The organism is Labilithrix luteola, assembly GCF_001263205.1.
Classification (GTDB): domain Bacteria; phylum Myxococcota_A; class Polyangia; order Polyangiales; family Polyangiaceae; genus Labilithrix; species Labilithrix luteola.
The window spans coordinates 7805009-7821013 of sequence record NZ_CP012333.1; the positions used below are offsets into that span (position 1 = coordinate 7805009).

The following is a 16005-nucleotide window of genomic DNA, read 5'->3' on the forward strand; positions in this document are numbered from 1 at the left end:
ATGCAATGGCTTGCCGAGATCTGCGTCCGTCGTCCGATCTTCGCGACGGTTCTCATCCTCCTCATTCTCGTCATCGGTACCGCCGGCTATGTGAAGCTGGGCGTCGACCGCTTCCCGAACGTCGACCTTCCGATCGTCGTCGTCACCACGCGACTGCCAGGCGCCGCGCCGGAGGACGTCGAGACCGAAATCTCCGACAAGGTCGAAGAAGCGGTCAACACGATCAGCGGCATCGACGAGCTCACATCGATTTCGAGCGAAGGCGTCTCGCAGGTCATCATCCGCTTCGTGCTCGAGAAGAGCACGGACGTGGCCTCGCAAGAGGTGCGTGACCGCCTGCAGCTCATCATGCAGGACCTGCCGAAGGGCATCGATCTGCCCACCGTGCAGAAGATGGATCCCGACGCATCGCCGATCATCCAGCTCGCCCTCAAGTGGGACGGCCACGCGGTGCAGGAAGTCACCGAGCTCGCCGACAAGCGTGTTCGCCGTGCGCTCGAGACGGTCAACGGCGTCGGTCAGGTCGCCATCGTCGGTGGTCAGAAGCGTCAGGTGAACGTGTGGCTCGACCCCGTGCGCATGCGCGGCTCGAACGTCACCGCGCTCGACGTGCAGCGGGCCATCGCCAACCAGAACCTCACGGTCCCCGGTGGTCGTGTCGACACCGGCCCCGAGCAGCTCACCCTCCGCATCCATGGCCGCGTCGAGCGCGCTTCGGAGATCGGCGGCCTCGTCGTTCGCCAGGAGGCGGGCCACTCGATTCTCGTGCGTGACGTCGGCCGCGTCGAAGACGGCGCCGAAGAACGCGAGACGTCCGCGCTCCTCAACGGTGAGCCCACGATCATCCTCGCGATCCGCAAGCAGTCCGGCTCGAACACGGTGCAGGTCGTCGACCAGATCCGCGAGCGCCTCGGTGACGTCCGCAAGGGGCTGCCCCAGGGCGCCAGCCTCGACGTCATCCGCGACGACTCGGGCGTCATCCGCACCAGCGTCGGCGGCGTGAAGGAACACCTCGTCGTCGGCGCGATCCTCGCCGCCATCGTCGTCTTCTTCTTCCTCGGCAGCGGGCGAAGCACGATCATCGCGGCCACCGCGATCCCGACCAGCATCGTCGGCACCTTCGCCCTGATGTGGTTCATGGGTTACACCCTGAACACCATCACGCTCCTCGCGCTCGCGCTCGCCGTCGGTATCGTCATCGACGACGCGATCGTCGTTCTCGAGAACATCTTCCGTTACGTCGACGAGAAGGGCTTCGAGCCCGCCAAGGCCGCCGTCGCTGCGACCAAGGAAATCGGCCTTGCCGTTCTCGCGACCACGCTCTCGCTCATCGCGGTCTTCTTGCCCGTCGCCTTCCTCGGCGGCATTCCGGGCCGCTTCCTCGCGAGCTTCGGCGTGACGATGGCGTTCTCGATCGCCGTCTCGCTCGTCGTCAGCTTCTCGCTCACGCCGATGCTCGCGGCGCGCTGGCTGAAGCGCAAGGCGCCGGGCGCGAAGAAGCCCCTCGGCGAGCGCATCGTCGACGCGTTCTACCGCCCCGTCGAGCGCATCTACATGGTGATGCTCGGCTTCGTCCTCCGGCATCGCTGGATCGTCTTCGCGGCCTCGGCGCTGTCGCTTGCCGGGTGTTTCCCGCTCGCCGGCGCGGCGCGCAAGGGCTTCCTTCCGTCGTCCGACGAAGCGCAGTTCGAAGTCGTCGTTCGCGCGCCGGAAGGCACGAGCCTCGCGCAGACGCAGCTCATCACGAACCGCATCGCCACGCAGCTTCGTACGTGGCCGACCGTGGCGCTCACCGTGGCCACCGTCGGTGACGACGCGGCGAAGACGCAGAACGTCGGCCGCATCTACACGCGCCTGTCCGACCCGCGTGACCGCAAGGAAACGCAGAACGAGCTGATGAACAAGGTTCGTACGGACATCTTCCCGCGCGAATCGAAGGATCTCCGTCTCAGCGTGCAGGAGGTTGCGGCCTTCGGCGGCGGCTTCTCCACCGCGAAGATCCAGTACACGGTCCGCGGCCCCGACCTGAAGAAGCTCGAGTCGATCACGGCCAGCGTGCTCGGCAAGCTACGGCAGGTTCCGGGCGCCGTCGACGTCGACTCGTCGCTCATCTCCGGCAAGCCGGAGCTCGGCGTGTACATCGATCGTCCGCGCGCCGCCGACCTCGGTGTCTCGGTCGCCGACACGGCCAGCACGCTCCGCGTCCTCGTCGACGGCGAGAAGGTCTCCACCTACGAAGAGAAGGGCGAGCAGTACGACGTCCGCGTCCGCGCCGAGCCTCAGTATCGAGCCACCACCACGGGGCTCGAAATGCTCACGTTGCCTTCGCCTCGCCTCGGCCTCGTGCCGCTACGAAGCGTCGTCGACATCAAGCGCGGCGCAGGCCCGGCCACGATCAACCATCTCAATCGCCAGCGCGTCGTCACGCTGCTCTCCAACGTGAAGCCTGGCTTCAGCGACGGCGCCATCGCCGACGCCGTGGCCAAGATCATCAAGGAAGAGCACCTCTCGGCCGAGTACATCGCCGAGCCGACGGGTCAAACGCGCGAGATGGGGCGCGTCTTCATCAGCTTCGGCGCCGCGATCGGTCTGTCGTTCATCTTCATGTACCTGGTGCTCGCGGCGCAGTTCGAGTCCTGGCTCCACCCGGTCACGATTCTCCTCTCGCTGCCTCTGACATTGCCGTTCGCGGTGGCGTCGGTCGTCATCTTCAAGCAGTCGCTCGACATCTTCTCGGGCCTCGGCATCCTCGTTCTCTTCGGTGTCGTGAAGAAGAACGCGATTCTGCAGATCGACCACACGAACCACCTACGTGCCGGAGGCATGGCGAGACACGAGGCGATCCTCGAAGCGAATCGCGATCGTCTCCGTCCGATCCTCATGACCACGCTCGCCTTCGTCGCCGGCATGTTGCCGCTCGTGCTCTCCAAGGGCATCGGCGCGAGCAACAACCAGGCAACCGGTGGTGTCGTCGTCGGTGGCCAGACGCTCTCGCTGCTCCTGACGCTTCTTGCAACGCCGGTCGCGTACACGGTGTTCGACGACATCTCGAACCTCGTCGCGCGAATCTTCGGTCGCAAGAAGGTGCCGGACGCGCCTCAGAGCGGAAACGCTCCGGCGCACGCCGCCGAGGAGTAGCGCCGAACAGGACTTCGTAACGAGCCGTGAACGCGTCGCCGTGGCTGGTCCCGGCGGCGCGTTTTTCTTTTCGACGTCGGCGGTTTGGCGCGAGGTGTCATTGGGGGCAAGATGGCGCAAAGACGCGGCGCCCCGCACGTTTGGAAAAGCGATAGACTGGCGCGTCATGGGGAATGTTGCGTGCGCGATTACGGTCGAGCGAACCGTGCGAGGCGTGGCGCGGACGCTGCGGACCGTGTCCTCCGTCGTGTTGGTTGGCGTGTCGGTCGGCGCGTGCTCTCTCCTCACGGATCTGAGCTCACTCGACGCCGACCAAGACGACGCAGGTAAGCAGGGCACCGAAGGCGCGGACGCAGGCTCGGACGGGACGGCGCCGACCCCCTGCGTCGACGGGCCCAATCGCTTTTGCAGCAACTTCGACGAAGCCTCGCCGCTGACGCGCTGGAGCATGTCGGACAACGTCGATGGCGTGCTCTCGACCGAAGCTGCGGGACTCTCGCCCCCGCATGCGCTCGAAGCGCGGCAGAGTGCAGGGGGCGGATGGGCCGCCGTCGGAAAGGACTTCGACCCGGCGATCACGGGGCTCCGCTGCGAGCTCGACATGAAGTTCAGCGGCATTCCGACGAACGTGGGGAGCGAGGTCGACGCGTTCGACCTGATCACTTCGGCAACGGGCGTCGAAGATCACAACCTGTACTTCGGGTGCTTGAGCGGTCAGTGGCAGTTGCTCGAGTTCCAGACCAACCCCGGTTCCCCGACGAACCTCGATCGCGGTGTCGCGGTCGGCACGCTTCCCGAGAACACCTGGTTCCACGTCGTCCTCGATACGACTTGGTCGTCGGTCACGTTCACTGCGAACGGCATCACGGTGACGCTCGACGGGCTCAAGGTGCCCACGACGGCGAAGCAGCGCGAGCTACGGGTCGGCCTGACCTACTCCACCAAGAACGTGACCAACGCCTCTGTGTTCATCGACAACGTTGACTGCACCACCACGCGCTGAGCCGCTTCCTCGCGCCGCGCCGAGATGGGCGAGGATCCAGGCGACGCTGGCGCACGTCGCCATGACGAACGCCATCGGTCGCATCGTGCCGTCGAAGAGCAAGCCGACGAGCGACGAGGCCACGGCCGACACGGCGAACTGGGACGAGCCGAGCACGGCCGACGCGAGGCCCGCGCGTGGTCCGTGTGCGTCCATCGCGAGCGCGGTGGCGTTCGGTCCGACGAAGCCGAGGCTTCCGACGAAGACGAAGAGCGACGACAGAACGGCCAAGAGCGTGTTCTTTGCGACGAGCGACGTCACGACGAGCGCGATGCCGGCAAGGCTCGTCACGATCGTTGCACGGCAAAGCAGCGTTGCGGGCGTGCGCCGCGCGAGCAGGCGTCGGTTGATTTGCGACGCCGAGATGAGTCCGAAGGCGTTCATGCCGAATGCCCAGCCGTAGTGCGTCGGCGTCAGGTGCAGGAGCTGGATGAGCACGAACGGCGAGCCCGAGATGTATGCGAACATGCCGGCCTGCCCGAAGGCTCCGGCGAACGTGTACGTCACGAACGCGGGATCGCGGAAGAGGATGCGAACGTTCGGCCCGAGGTTCAAGGCGGCGGGCCGGCCCTTCGACGTCTCGGGAAGTGCGATGATCATCGCGACGAGACAGGCGACGCCGAACACGGCGAGCAACGCGAAGATGAATCGCCAACTCGACGCTGCGAGGATGGCCGCTCCTATCATTGGCGCGAGGATCGGCGCTGCTCCCATCACGAGCATCAGGAGCGACAGCAGACGTGCCGCTTCCTGGCCCGTGTAGAGATCACGGACGACGGCGCGTGACACGACCATGCCTGCTGCGCCGCCCGCCGCCTGCAGGAAGCGCAGGACGACGAGCGCCCCGATCGTCGGGGCCAGCGCACAACCGGCCGACGCGAGGATGTAGAGCACGAGCCCGCCGTAGAGCGGCCGCTTGCGTCCAAAGCGATCGGCGAGCGGCCCGTAGGCGAGCTGCGCAACGCCGAGCCCGGCGAAGAAGGACGCGAGCGTGAGCTGCGTGGCGGACGTGCTCGTGTGGAGCTCTCGCTCGATGGTGGGCAAGCTCGGCAGGTACATGTCGATCGACAGCGGGCCGAACGCCGTGAGCGAACCGAGCACGAGCGCGAGCTTGCCCTGCTTGTGCGACTGCATCCTTTCGGTTCCTAGCAGATGGCCCATCGGCGGCCCGCCTCGACCTTCACGCGAGCCCGGCGGCGCGGCCCACGTAGTCCATTCGATCGTGGCCCGCATCGGGCTAGCGATCGGACGCGCCGCGATCCTGAGCGACGTCAAGCGCGACGCGCGAGCGATCGCACGAACGCAGGAACGTCTGCTGCTTACCGACCTCGACGAACCCGAAACCGGAACGTCGAGGAGAGTCGAACCATGAAGTCGCCCAAGGCGTAAAGCGCGGAACGAACGGTACGCACGGTGGAGCTTCGAAGGACGAGGAGATCGTCGAATACGAGCCTGGGACCACGTTCCCCGGTGTGATTGGCCGCACCTTCGGCGAATCGTCACCCGCGTGGCCCGAGCCGGTTCGCGCGAAGGCGGGCGACCAGAACGTGCTCTTCATCGTTCTCGACGACACCGGCTTCGGACAGCTCGGTTGTTATGGCGGTCTCGCGCACACACCGAACATCGACAAGCTCGCCGCCGGCGGTCTGCTTTATACGAAGATGCACACGACGGCGCTCTGCTCGCCGTCGCGCTCGTGCATTCTCATCGGACGCAATCACCACTCGAACGGTATGGCCTCGATCACCGAGGTCTCGACGGGCTTCCCCGGATACAACGGTCTCCGCGGCGGCGTTTCAGCTTCGGCGCTTCGTGTCGACGGTCACGCCGTCGATGAAGGGGTCGAGGAGGCGGAGGAAGTAGTCCATCGCCGCCTTCGTCGACTTCACCTTCAAGCGACGCCGCATGACGAGCTCGACGTAGCCGTGGGCGGCGACCCAGAAGGCAATCGCCAGGTCGCGCGCGGGCTCACGACGGAACACGCCTGCGGCCTGTCCGCGCTGGAATTCGGTGATGAGGAGCACGAAGCCCTCCTCGATCGCCGTCTCGAGCGACGGAAAGCGGCCGTCTTCGTTCAGTCGCGGACCCCACATCACGCGGTAGTGAGCGGGCTTGTCGAGGGCGAACGACACATAGGCCGCCGCGAGCATTCGGAGACGTTTGCGCGGGTCGTTCTCGTCGCCCGCGAGCGCACGCGCCAGGTGCATCGTGAGCGTGCGATAACCCTCCTCGGCCACCGCGGCGAGGAGGGCCTGCTTGTCTTCGAAGTGCCGATAGGCGGCGCCGTGGGTCACACCGACGGCGGCGGCCACCTCGCGCAAGGTGAAGGCCTCCGGCCCCTTCTTCTCGATGAGGTCGGCCGCGGCCGTCACGAGCGCGCGTGCAAGGTCGCCGTGGTGGTATCCGCGCTTCTTGGTGGGCGCGCTGCGAGCGCTCATTCCCTTCGAGAGCACCACGGCGATCCTCCGGCGTCAAACGCGGCGCACCTGCGCCGGCTTCAGCGGCTCTTCCCGAGGAAGCCGGCGACCTCGTTCCAGAGAGCCTCGTGGCGCCGCCGGAAGAAGCCGAAATGGCCGAAGCGGCCGTCGCTCCGCCCGAGCTGGCGTCGCTCGATGCGTGCACCGGTGTAGAACGACATCAGGGCATCGACGGCCGCCTCGGGCGCATAGCCGTCGTCGTCGAACCCATAGGCAAGGACTGGGGCTTCGAGGCGGGCGAAGCTCGCTCTTCGGGAATCGCCGCCGTCGCCGACGAGGTAGTCGGGCGTTCGGCACCAGCGCGCCCATTCGAGCGCCACGCCCGGCGGCAGGTCTTCGCCGATGCCCAGCTTGCCAGGCAGGTAGCCCACCATCTTGGTGACCGATGGCACGACGCCGTACCAGAGCAGCGCCATGAGGAGCCGCGAGGGCATGGGCCAGAGTCGGTAGTCGCCGCTCTGGGCTCCGACGGTGACGGCTGCGCGAATGCGCGAAGGCTCCGGAAGCAGGCCGAGGAGCTGTCCGCCGACGCTGTGCCCCACCACGGAGATTCGGCCGTCGCCGAGCATGTCCGCGGCCCACGTCACGACCGCCGCGAGATCGAGCTCGCCCCAATCGCGCATGGTGACGCTGGCCGAGCTCTGCTCGTCGGCCCGCGACGCACCGATCCCGCGATAGTCGAAGGTGACGACGTCGAAGCCGCGCGCGGCCAGGTATGTGGCGAAGCCGGCGTAGAAGCCGCGACGCACGCCGGTTGCCGAAGCGATCACGATCACGCGCGCTCGCGGATCCGACGCGTGCTCGTCGAGGCCCCGGCCGTGCGTTCGTTCGAAAATGGTCGCTTCGAGGGGAAAGCCGTCGCGCGCGGGGATTCGCACGTCACGCCCGCTTTCGCGCTTGGGCGGCTGCGAATCGGGCGACTCCGGGGTGCGCAGGTGACGGTTGAACAGGTAGCTGTCGAGCTCCTCCATGTCGATCCCTCCTCCTAGGGCGGCGCTGCTCGCGCTCTTTGCAATGTTGTCGTGACTTGGATGTAACCGTTGGTCACATTGGGGTGTGGAAAAACGCGGAGCGGCTTCCATCCGCTTCGCGTGAACGGCTCGCCGGGGCTCGCAACGACGCAACGACGCAACGACGCAACGACGTCGACGAACGGTCGCGACGCCCGCAAAGTGACCAATGGATACTTTGCGCTTCGGCGGCTCGTCGTCAAGGCCGTCGATCAGGAGATCGGCCTGTGGCGGTCGCGCTCGCACGAGCACGAGCGTGGCGATCAGCCCCGCGGCCACTCGTCGCCTCCCATCCGAGGTGTCGCCCGTCTGGGGACGAACGCGCTCATTTTTCCATTGGCGCGTTGCCGGGAGTCTCGATGTCGCGCCGCTCGCGTCAGCGCGGGAATGCGTGTTGCACGGGCCGCGGCGACAGCGCCCAAGGGAGGCCACGCATGCGCCACTACGAACGCGAACAGTACCGACACCTCGACGACGCCGAGCGCTACCGCGATTACGACTATCTCGCGGACGATTCTTGGCTCGGTCCGAACGAGCGTGTTCCGGAGGTTTCGTATCGCCGCTCGATCGACGCGAGCGAAGGCCGCGCGTACAGCTACAGTCGCGAGCGCGGACGCGACGAACGCGAGCACGAACCCGTTCGGGGACGCGACGAAGTTCCCTGGCAGGAGCGAGGCGGACGCGAGGTCCTTCGCGGGCGCCGTGAGCGCGGGCATTTCCGCGGACCGCAGGCTCATCGCCCGAGCGTTCTCTCCGCCGTTCTCGTGAGCCTGCTGCGCTCGAGCGAAGTCGTCCGGCGCCGGCTCCAGGGACTTCTCTTCCGCGCGCGGCGTCGTGGTTCGGCGCGTATCGATCAGCACATGCGCGAAGAGATCTGCGAGCGGCTCGCGCGCGACCCGGAGATCGACGATCGCGACATTGCCGTCTACGTGCGCAACGGCGAGGTAACGCTCGAAGGGTCGGTGACCGACCGACGAATGCGCTACCTCACCGAAGACGTGCTCGCTGAGGTCCTCGGGATCCGCGACGTGGAGAATCGGCTGCGCGTGCGCGCTGCCCGACGCTGAGCTCGCTCACAGACGCCCTTCGGGCGCCCACTGGTGTTCGGCGACGACGTGGCCGTAGCCCGCGCCGACGATCGCGCCGTACACGAGGTGGATGCCGAAGAACGCGATGACGGTCAGCGGCCCGCCGTTCGCGAAGTACGGCCCAGGATCATGGATGAGGCGCGGGATATAGGGGTGAAACTGCGGGGTGAGCCCGAAGATCATGCCGAGGAGGGCCGCATGGATGACCGAGAGGATCATTCCAGTGCCGGCCCCGCCGTGGTCCCACACGTTCTCGAAGAGAGCGCAGTAGATCACGCCGAAGATGGCGCCGATCGCCAGGTGGATCAGCAGACCGACGAGGAACGCCGTTGGACCTGGCACGATGCCGGTCAGGCTTCCGAGGATCATCTCCATGTAGATGGGGATGCCGATCATCCTGAGGATCGCCGAGAGCAAACTCATCGCGGCTGCTCCAACGATGCCGAACATGATGGCTCTGCCGACTTTCATCGTGGACCTCCGCGGTTGACTCCGGGAATGCACCCTCTGCGCCACGGTGGGGCTGCGCGGAAATTTCCGGTCATCGTGACCGACTCCGCATTCTTCACGCCACGGTCAGACGCGATCTTGCGTCCCGACGTGGCAGGATGGCGCTCCCGCTCGTTACAAATCGGCCCGGACGTTCCGTGAGCGGCACGCGGCCACACGACGCGGCAGCAATTCGAAGACCATCGCCACCGCGCGCGTCGAAGGCCTCAACGTCGGTCGAATCTGGGGCACTCCCGACCCTAGCTGCCGCAGTTAGCTCACTGTCAGTCAGGTCTCGACCGCAGTTAGCTCACTGTCGGTCGGTTCTCGACCGGACAGACTTCACTGTCGGTCGGTTCTCGACGCAACGCCGCCGCAGTTAGCTCACTGTCGGTCGGTTCTCGACCGGACAGACTTCACTGTCGGTCGGTTCTCGATGCAACGCCGCCGCAGTTAGCTCACTGTCGGTCAGGTCTCGACCGGGCAGGTGTCCTCTGTCGGTCAGGTCTCGACCGGGCAGGTGTCCTCGCCGGGTCGGACCACACAACCGACTCCGCGACGAGCGCGGCGAGCGGCGGCAAGCGATCGACGCGCCATGGAGGTGTTCCGCTTCGACGCTTCGCTCGACATCATCCTCGATCGTCTCGAGCCGCTCGCGCGCGAGGAGGTTGGTCATCGAGGCCTCGCGGGGAGATGAAGGAGCTCGTCGGCTTCTTCCTCGGAGACGGATGCGCTGCCTTGCGGCGTCGCTTGGGCCTATCGCTCGCGTGAGCGGCCCGGGTGTCGTGGACGCATGTCGTGTGACGGTTGTCTCCGGCCGTGGCGAAAGGTCTCGCGCAACACTGTTGCGATTGTCGGTTCGCGCGTCTGCGCCCTTCCCACGATTGTGCTGAACGCTGGCACGGAACGCGCGTTGCTTCGGTCGGGCGGCCCTCCCTAGGATCGCAGGAGTGATCTCCAGCGCGATTCCGCGTTCGAGGCGGGCGGCGACCCCAAGGAGGTCTTCGATGAACCGCGGCTCAAACGACTCTCGCAACACGGCCAATGGCATCGGGGAATCCCGCGGTACGGGCCGGGAGGAAGAGCGCGCGCGCGACGAAGAGCGCGAATGGCGAGCCGAGCGCGACCCTCGTGAAGCGCGTCGGGTCGAGCGCTACGAGGGCTCGCTTCGCTCGCGCTTCGGCGCCATGTCCGACGAGGAACGTGAACAGCGCGCGCGCTGGGAACAGTACGAGCGCGATCGCGACTTCGCTCGGCGTGAGCGCGAGTGGGCGAGCCATGGTCCCTACGGTGGAAGTGTTCCTCCCGAGGCGCGCCGCGACGAGTACACGTGGCGCGGTCGTGACGAAGGACGCGACTTTTGGGGACGCGAGCGTCATCGGACCCTCGGCGAGCGCATCGGTGAGATCTTCGGAAGTCCTCCCGAGCGCGTCGAAGATCGCTGGGCGCGGGAGAGGGAGCTTCGTCACTTCCGCCAGCAGCAGGGACCCCAGGGCGAGTCGCGCCTCTGGAATCGCGTGAAGGGGGCCTTCGGAGGGCGCGGCCCGAAGAACTACGTGCGCTCCGACGAGCGCATCCGCGAGGACGTCTGCGAGCGGCTCTGCTACCACCCGTACATCGATGCAAGTGACGTCGAGGTCACCGTGCGCGACGGCGAAGTCACGCTCACGGGCAACGTCGAGGATCGCGAGTCCAAGCGTCTCATCGGCGACGTCGCCTACGATGTCCGCGGGGTCAAGGACATTCACAACCAGTTGCGACTCAAGTCGGAGCCCGGCCCCGATTGGGGTGGTCCCGGCCCTGACCGCCGGTAATTCCTTGCGTGAGCGCGCCGATCGGCTCGGAGGTCCGTGATAGCATCGGACCTCCGAGGCGCCTTGCTTGGATTCGCTGATCGGCTTCGCAAAGGGTGACCGTCCCGTCGAGTTCGTCGCGATCGTCATCGCGGTCGCGCTCCTCTTCGCTGCACACGCGCTGCTACCGGCAGCCGAGAAGCATCGCGCGCGGCAGCCTGCGGTCTACTTGGGTCTGTCGCTGTCGTTCGGTCTGCTCTGCCTGGCGGCAACGTCGGGTACGGCCGGCGCGCGCATCCTCTACTTCTTCTACACGCTGTTCTTGCTCGCTTCGTCGGGGCGGAGCTTGGTGCTCCTCGCCGTCGACGTCCTCTTCGGGCGCCGAACGCATCGCGCTCCGCCGCGCATCTTTCGCGACCTGACCCAGGCGGTCGTCTACGTCATCGTGCTGATGCTCTCACTCCGGGCAACCGGGGTCGAGCCGGGCTCGCTCCTCACGACGTCTGCGCTCCTCACGGCGGTCATCGGTCTCGCGCTGCAGGACACCCTCGGCAACATGGTGAGCGGTCTTGCGCTGCAGATGCAGCGTCCGTTCGAGGTCGGCGATTGGATTCAGTTCGATCCCGACCCGCGCGGCATCGGTCAGGTCACCGAGGTCAACTGGCGCGCAACCACGGTGATGACGAACGACCTCGTCGAGGTCATCGTCCCGAACGCGCTGCTCGCCAAGAACCAGATCCGCAACTACTCGCAGCCGTCGCACGTCTCGAGGCGCATCGTCTCCGTGCAGGGACCCTACAACGTTCCGCCGAAGCGCGTGCACGATGCGATTCTCTCGGCGCTCGCCGGCACGCAGGGCGTCCTTGCGGATCCGTCGCCGTGGGTGCAGACGCGCAACTTCGGCGAGAACGGCATCGAGTACGCGATCTACTTCTATACGGCCGAGTTCGCGCAGCGCGACAGGATCGACGGCCTCGTGCGCGATCGCGTTTGGTATGCGTTCCAGCGCGCGACCATCGACTTGCCGTTTCCTACGCGCACGGTGCACATGCACGCCAGCTCGGAAGATCGCGACTTGCGAGAGAGCGAACGCGAGCTCGAACGCCGCGATCGGATGCTTCGTTTCGTCGACTTCCTCGCCGTCCTCCCCGCCGAGCAGCATCGCAAGCTCGCCGCCTCGGCCTCCGTGCACATGTATGCGCCGGGCGAGGTCGTGGTCACGCAGGGCGATCGCTCGAGCGAGCTCTTCGTCATCGATCGCGGTGAGGTGGTGGTCGAGTTCGCACGCGGCGGCGTCCCGTTCGTGGTCGCCCGCCTCGGGGCAGGGAAGTTCTTCGGCGAGATGGGCCTCATGACGGGCGAAGCCCGAACGGCCACCGTTCGTGCGCACACCGAATGCGAGCTTCTCGTCATTCGCCACGGCCCCTTCCACGATGCGCTCGCCTCGACGCCGGGCGTGGTCGAAAAGATCAGCGAGCTCCTGGCTGCGAGGCAGGCGGAGCTCGAGGCCATCGCATCGCAGCGTCCTCTGCTCGAGCCTTCCCAGGATCGCTCGAAGCGTCTCATCAGCCAGATCAAAGACTTCTTCAAGCTCTGACCCGCGAGTCGTGATGCGCCTTTCTTCGATTCTCTCGACCCTCGATACCCTTGCGCCGCTTCGCTACGCCGAGAGCTGGGACAACGTCGGTCTCCTCGTCGGCGATCCCAATGCCGACGTCACGCGTGTCCTCGTCACCGTCGACTACGCGGAGGCGGTGGCGGCCGAAGCCCGCTCGGTCGGGGCGAATCTCGTCGTCGCGTATCATCCTCCGATGTTCAGCGCCGTGAAGCGCGTTCCGCACGACGCGCTCTGGGCGGAGGCCGTTCGCGATCGCGTTGCGCTCTACAGCATGCACACGGCGCTCGATGTGGCTCCGGAGGGCACGAACGACTTCCTCGCCGACGTTTGCGGCGTGGACGCGAAAGAGCGGCGTCCGCTGCGGGCGTTCAACGGCAAAGACTCCGAGATCAAGCTCGTCACGTTCCTTCCCGAATCGGATCTCGAACGCGTCAGCCACGCGCTCTTCGACGCCGGCGCAGGTCGAATCGGCGCCTACACGCATTGCAGTTTCCGTTCGCCCGGAACCGGCACGTTCTTCGGCCAGGCGGGAACGAACCCGACCGTGGGCCAGAGCGGCAAGCTCGAAACGGCGCCGGAGATGAGGCTCGAGACAGTCGTCCCCATCGGGCGCGTGAGCGCGGTCGTGGCCGCCTTGCGTGCGTCCCATTCCTACGAAGAGCCGGCCTTCGACCTCGTACGCCTTGCCTCGGCGCCCGAAGGCGTCGGCCTCGGTCGTGTGGGGTCGATCGAGGCGCGTCCTCGCACCGAGATCATCGAACGTGTGAAGAAGGGCCTCGGGCTCGAGCACGTCCTCGTGGCCGGGCCAACCGAGGGCAGCGCCGAGCGCATCGCCGTGGCCGCCGGAGCCGGTGGCGAGCTCGCCGACGATGCCATGAAGGCCGGCGCGGACGTGTTCGTGACGGGCGAGCTCCGTCATCACGACGCGCTTGCTCTCGCACGGCGTGGAGTCATGGTCGTTGCGGCTCTGCACTCGAACAGCGAGCGGGCGGCCGTCCGCGCGTTCTCTACGCGACTCGCGAAGAAGCTCTCCGGCGTGGAGGTTCGTGCAAGCGAGCATGACGCCGATCCGTTTCGGATCGTCTGAGCGTCCGAGCTTCCGGCGATCTTCGTCCGATCAACCCTGCGGGCGCGTGCCGTCGGTGCGGTAGCGGGCGAGATCGAGGTGAAAGTGATTTTTGTGGTGCGCGTCGAAGTAGGGCGTGAGCACGTGCGAGAACACGTCCTCGTCGTTCGCGCGCCGTGACACTGCGCGGAGGAAGACTCCGCTCGGTTTTCGTGGCGGGTCTTGGAGGTCGAAGTCGCGCTCGACCTCGATCGTCTTTCCGTTCGCCAGGACGAAGCGCGCCACGTCGATGGCGTTCGCGTAGCTGTGCTCGCTGACCCACCCCGGATAGGCGGCCATCTCGCGGCAGTTGTAGGTCCCGAGGTGATCGATGCGAACGACCGGAGCTCCGAACGTGGCTCGCGCCTCCTCTTGGACGAGCTTCTCGAAGGATGCGAGGGCCAGTGCCATGCCGCACGTGAGAAGCGGCGGAGAGCTATAGGCGATCTTGCCGGGACCCGAGACGTACACGACGACCTGCGGCGCACCGCACACGATCTTCGACTTCTTCTGCTCATGCACGGCGAGCGCGGCCGCGCGGAACTTCACGTTGGCACGCGCGAGCTCGCCTTCGCAGTCGGGAACGAGATCGGGCGGAGCGACGATGCCGTCGTCGTTCGGATCGACGTTCGCGAATGCTCCCGGGCGCCGCGGTGGAGGCTGGGGTGAGGCAGGCGGCTCCGTCGCAGCCGGCGGGTTCGAGGCGGCCGGCTCGTTCGTCGTCGATGGCGGCGCGTTGCGTGCGACGGCCGGCGGAGGAGAGCGATGGTCCACGGCGCGCGATGGTTCACACGCCGCGATTGACGCTCCGATCGACGTGACACCGACGAAGACGACTGCCCGACGAAGGCGATCCACGCTCTCCAGGATAGCGAACAGCCGCGTCACCCCAAAACGTTGCGTCGCCTCAGCGATAGGGCTGATTCGACTCGATCACCACGGCCTTGGGCGGCTGCGCGAGCTTGATGATGCCGCGGAGGAGCAAGACGGACACGAGCACGTGGATCGGAATGTTGACGAGCGTGGTGGCAAGCTGCGTGGCGATGACGCTCGACGTTCCCGAACGCGCGGCGATGTTGACCGCGACGAAGTTCACGAGCGGGCTCGTACCGCTGACGACGAGACCGGTGATCGCCCATGCCAGGAGTGACTTGAAGACGTCGGGGCGATGGCGCCTTACGACCGTCGCGACGACGATGATGTTGGCGACGAGCAGGAGCATGCTCACGAACCAACTCACTCCGAAGACCAGACTCAACATGGTGGTGGATTCGCTCATGAGCTTTGCCGGCGCGGTGTTCCGTACGGAGCCTACGCGGTCGGCCTGCGCACGTCGACGATGTGGATCGTCCGCTTTCGCGGGCGCGCACTCAGCACTGCCAGGTTCGATTGGTAGGCGAGCGCCGCTACTTGTTCTTGCCGATCGCGTCGGTCCAGATGTCGAGTGACGACTTCGCGACCGAGCCCCACGGGGCGAGGCGTGCGTCGGCGTAGCCGCGTTCCTTTACGTCGACGAGGTACTGTTCGCGCGAGAGGAGTGTTCCGCGACAGACCGAGATGTCTTCGGAGCGCCGGTGCGTCTTCTCGCGCTCCTCGAGCTCGTCCATGACCCAGGTCGGGACCTTGTCGCGTTCGCGCGGGTAGATGAAGCCGAAGAACACGAGGTGTCCGTAGAGCACCGGCCAGTTGTCTCCGTAGCGTGCCAGGAGGTGCTTCCAGTCGATCGGCTTTCGTTGGGCGGCGATGAGATGGCACACGTCGGCGCCGTCGAAGCGTTCGCGTTCCATGACGAAGGACTTCGTCCAGATCACCTCTTCGATCGGACATAGTCGCGTGGGTACGTCGAAGAGCGTGATACGCGGCGCGTTGGCGAACCAGCCGTCGTCGACGGGGCACAGGCCGTTCGCCGAATTGAAGATCAGATCGACGAAGTCGTCGCCGAAGAACCCCTTGGCCAGCCAATGCGGAAAGGTCTTCTCGGTGACGATGCCCGCCGACTCGAGCGTGGCCAGGGCATGCTCGAGGTCGGACTCGCGCAGGAAGACGTCGATGTCCTTCGTTCCGCGCGTGAGGCCTGCGTAGTGCTTCATCGCGAAAGCGCCGCCGACCACGAAGGGCATTCCAGTCGAGGTGAGCAGACGAAGAACGGCGCTGTAGAAATCACCCGAGAGGGGGGTGACCATTCTCCGGGTGCTGATGGGCGCGCGCCTCGACGCTCGTTTGGCGGTCACTCGGATGCGTCCTT

General features: G+C 66.3%; 13 protein-coding genes and 1 pseudogene. 7 read left to right on the plus strand and 7 right to left on the minus strand.

Translation table 11 applies throughout. The features are described 5' to 3' along the window. Together AKJ09_RS33880 and AKJ09_RS33885 are read left to right on the plus strand one after the other, a co-directional pair. The gene (locus AKJ09_RS33880) at window positions 1–3138 is read left to right on the plus strand and encodes an efflux RND transporter permease subunit (protein ID WP_146651990.1); all 3138 of its coding nucleotides are present in this window, start codon (window positions 1–3) and stop codon (window positions 3136–3138) included. Between the two features lie 166 nt (window positions 3139–3304). Further along, a complete protein-coding gene (locus AKJ09_RS33885) occupies window positions 3305–4141 on the plus strand; it encodes a hypothetical protein (protein ID WP_146651991.1) in 837 nt (278 codons plus the stop codon). Here AKJ09_RS33885 and AKJ09_RS33890 read toward each other — a convergent pair. Further along, window positions 4055–5314 (minus strand): multidrug effflux MFS transporter, encoded by a 1260-nt coding sequence (locus tag AKJ09_RS33890; RefSeq protein ID WP_146651992.1) that lies wholly within the window; start codon window positions 5312–5314, stop codon window positions 4055–4057. The two genes, AKJ09_RS33885 and AKJ09_RS33890, sit on opposite strands and share 87 nt — an antisense overlap. A gap of 302 nt (window positions 5315–5616) precedes the next feature. Between AKJ09_RS33890 and AKJ09_RS56395 the strand changes: the two are divergent. Beyond that, window positions 5617–5961, plus strand: a pseudogene (locus tag AKJ09_RS56395) (sulfatase-like hydrolase/transferase); the annotation flags it as partial. A gap of 15 nt (window positions 5962–5976) precedes the next feature. Here AKJ09_RS56395 and AKJ09_RS33900 read toward each other — a convergent pair. Continuing rightward, window positions 5977–6636 carry a TetR/AcrR family transcriptional regulator gene (locus AKJ09_RS33900; protein ID WP_146651993.1) on the minus strand — a complete coding sequence of 220 codons (660 nt, stop codon included), beginning with the start codon at window positions 6634–6636 and terminating at the stop codon, window positions 5977–5979. Between the two features lie 41 nt (window positions 6637–6677). After that, window positions 6678–7628 (minus strand): alpha/beta hydrolase family protein, encoded by a 951-nt coding sequence (locus AKJ09_RS33905; protein ID WP_169928088.1) that lies wholly within the window; start codon window positions 7626–7628, stop codon window positions 6678–6680. 473 nt (window positions 7629–8101) lie between these two features. Here AKJ09_RS33905 and AKJ09_RS33910 point away from each other — a divergent pair, with 473 nt between their 5' ends. Then, window positions 8102–8734, plus strand: a complete 633-nt coding sequence (locus AKJ09_RS33910) for a BON domain-containing protein (RefSeq protein ID WP_169928089.1) — start codon at window positions 8102–8104, stop codon at window positions 8732–8734. 6 nt (window positions 8735–8740) lie between these two features. Here the strand turns inward: AKJ09_RS33910 and AKJ09_RS33915 are convergent, their stop codons facing one another. After that, window positions 8741–9226, minus strand: coding sequence for a hypothetical protein (locus AKJ09_RS33915; protein ID WP_146651996.1), 486 nt, complete (start codon window positions 9224–9226; stop codon window positions 8741–8743). A gap of 1025 nt (window positions 9227–10251) precedes the next feature. Between AKJ09_RS33915 and AKJ09_RS33920 the strand changes: the two genes are divergently transcribed. The 3 genes from AKJ09_RS33920 to AKJ09_RS33930 all read left to right on the plus strand — a co-directional run bounded on the left by AKJ09_RS33920 (window position 10252) and on the right by AKJ09_RS33930 (window position 13742). Next, on the plus strand, window positions 10252–11058 hold the full coding sequence (locus tag AKJ09_RS33920) for a BON domain-containing protein (RefSeq protein ID WP_146651997.1): 807 nt from the start codon (window positions 10252–10254) through the stop codon (window positions 11056–11058). A 67-nt stretch (window positions 11059–11125) separates the two neighbouring features. Then, window positions 11126–12634 carry a mechanosensitive ion channel family protein gene (locus AKJ09_RS33925; RefSeq protein WP_146651998.1) on the plus strand — a complete coding sequence of 503 codons (1509 nt, stop codon included), beginning with the start codon at window positions 11126–11128 and terminating at the stop codon, window positions 12632–12634. Between the two features lie 13 nt (window positions 12635–12647). Next, window positions 12648–13742, plus strand: coding sequence for a Nif3-like dinuclear metal center hexameric protein (locus AKJ09_RS33930; protein WP_146655830.1), 1095 nt, complete (start codon window positions 12648–12650; stop codon window positions 13740–13742). 30 nt (window positions 13743–13772) lie between these two features. Here the strand turns inward: AKJ09_RS33930 and AKJ09_RS33935 are convergent, their stop codons facing one another. The 3 genes from AKJ09_RS33935 to AKJ09_RS33945 form a co-directional block, all read right to left on the minus strand. Then, window positions 13773–14618: an extensin family protein gene (locus AKJ09_RS33935; RefSeq protein WP_169928090.1), complete on the minus strand. Its 846-nt coding sequence runs from the start codon at window positions 14616–14618 to the stop codon at window positions 13773–13775. Between the two features lie 49 nt (window positions 14619–14667). Beyond that, a complete protein-coding gene (locus tag AKJ09_RS33940; protein ID WP_146652000.1) occupies window positions 14668–15039 on the minus strand; it encodes a hypothetical protein in 372 nt (123 codons plus the stop codon). A 127-nt stretch (window positions 15040–15166) separates the two neighbouring features. Beyond that, complete coding sequence (locus AKJ09_RS33945) at window positions 15167–15991, minus strand: hypothetical protein (RefSeq protein ID WP_205633882.1); 825 nt, start codon at window positions 15989–15991, stop codon at window positions 15167–15169. Window positions 15992–16005 lie beyond the last annotated feature (14 nt).